Here is a 1,673-nt window from a genome sequence, read left to right as displayed (position 1 = left end):
GCGTGCAATTTCGACGCTGCCGAGGCGCTGATGACCGCCGCCGGCCAGGCCGGTGTGCATGTCGCCTCCCGCGGGTCGTCCAGGCTGTCGAGCCAGGCGCCGGTGCCGTCGGTCGAGGCATTGTCGACCACCACCACCGCCGCCAGATCCGCCGCCGGCGCCGCCAGCAGCTGCGCCAGCGTCGCCCGCAGCTTGTCCAGCCGGTTATAGGTGACCACCACCGCCACCAGGCATTCGGGCCCGTCCGGGCTGTTCTCTGGGCTCACGCACCGCGCTCCTTGGCTTGCCGTCCGGCGCAAAACTCACAAATCGGCGGCCATGTCAAACCGGCGGCGGCGCTTTCGGGTTTGACAGCCCGGCGCGGCTGCGCCACCAAGCCGCCATGAAAACCGCTCTCGTCACCGGCTCGGCCGGATTCATCGGCTATTTCACCGCGCTCCGGCTGCTGGAGCAGGGCTGGAAGGTCATCGGGCTGGACGCGTTCAGCGATTATTACGACGTCACCCTGAAGGAGCGGCGGCAGGCGATGCTGGCGCAATCGGCCGCCTTCACCCCGCTGCGCGGCAAGCTGGAGGATCCGGGCCGGCTGATGGAGATCTTCGCCCGCGAGACCCCCGAGCTGGTGATCCACCTGGCCGCCCAGGCCGGGGTGCGCTATTCGATCGACAATCCGCGCACCTATGTCGAGGCCAACCTGGTGGGCACCTTCGAGCTGCTGGAGGCGGCGCGGGCACATCCGCCGGCGCATATGCTGCTGGCCTCGACCTCCTCGGCCTATGGCGCCAATACCGAGATGCCCTATCTCGAGACCCAGCGCGCCGACCATCAGATGTCCTTCTATGCCGCGACCAAGAAGGCCACGGAATCGATGGCGCATTCTTACGCCCATCTTTACCACCTGCCGATCACCATGTTCCGCTTCTTCACGGTCTACGGACCCTGGGGCCGGCCCGATATGGCACATTTCAAATTCACCCGCGCCATTCTCGCAGGAGACCCGATCGACGTCTACAATCACGGCGAGATGCGCCGCGACTTCACCTATATCGACGACCTGGTCGACGGCATTGCCGGGTTGATCGAGGCGGTGCCCGGCGACAGCCCGGTCTCGGAACGGGATTCGCTGAGCCCGGTGGCACCCTACCGGCTGGTCAATATCGGCGCCTCGGCGCCGACGCCGCTGATGGAGTTCATCGCCGCCATCGAGGCCGCCTGCGGCCGCCCGGCGGAAAAGGTGATGCACCCGATGCAGCCGGGCGACGTGCCCGCCACCTGGGCCGAAACCGGGCTGCTCACCGATCTGACCGGCTATCAGCCCAAGGTGCCGGTGGCCGAGGGGGTGCAGCGCTTTGTCGACTGGTATCGGGATTATTACCAGATCTGAGGTGGATACCGAGTCTCGGATTCAATGATTTCAGGTACTTATCCGAAAAATGTTTCGCGCGCGAAACATTTTGACGGCAGGCTGCCCCAGGTTCCGCCCTGCTCTTCGCTGCCCTCCCCCTATCCCCGCGCTGCCAGCCAGGCCTGCAAGGCGTCATGGAAGGCGGCGTCGATGCCGGCACCGGTGAGTTCGATGCGGCCGGCGGCGCGGTCATAGCGCAGGGTGACCGGGGCCGGGGCCGCCGCCGCCGCAACACTCGGCGTTGAGGTGCCGGCCTCGTCGTCCTTCT

The 1,673-nt window shown here is 66.7% G+C and carries 2 protein-coding genes; one reads left to right on the top strand and one right to left on the bottom strand.

The features are described 5' to 3' along the window. A partial coding sequence (locus CVM52_RS25550) for a glycosyltransferase (RefSeq protein ID WP_240621077.1) occupies positions 1 to 266 on the bottom strand: 266 nt, incomplete at its 3' end. 116 nt (positions 267 to 382) lie between these two features. On the opposite strand from CVM52_RS25550, the gene CVM52_RS25545 reads away from it, so the two are divergent. Further along, positions 383 to 1,384 (top strand): SDR family NAD(P)-dependent oxidoreductase, encoded by a 1,002-nt coding sequence (locus CVM52_RS25545; protein ID WP_100165046.1) that lies wholly within the window; start codon positions 383 to 385, stop codon positions 1,382 to 1,384. Positions 1,385 to 1,673: the final 289 nt, after the last annotated feature.

The sequence above is a fragment of the Pseudooceanicola lipolyticus genome (assembly GCF_002786325.1).
Classification (GTDB): domain Bacteria; phylum Pseudomonadota; class Alphaproteobacteria; order Rhodobacterales; family Rhodobacteraceae; genus Pseudooceanicola_C; species Pseudooceanicola_C lipolyticus.
Note: the sequence above shows the minus strand (reverse complement) of the source record. Positions and strands in the feature narration are given on the sequence as shown.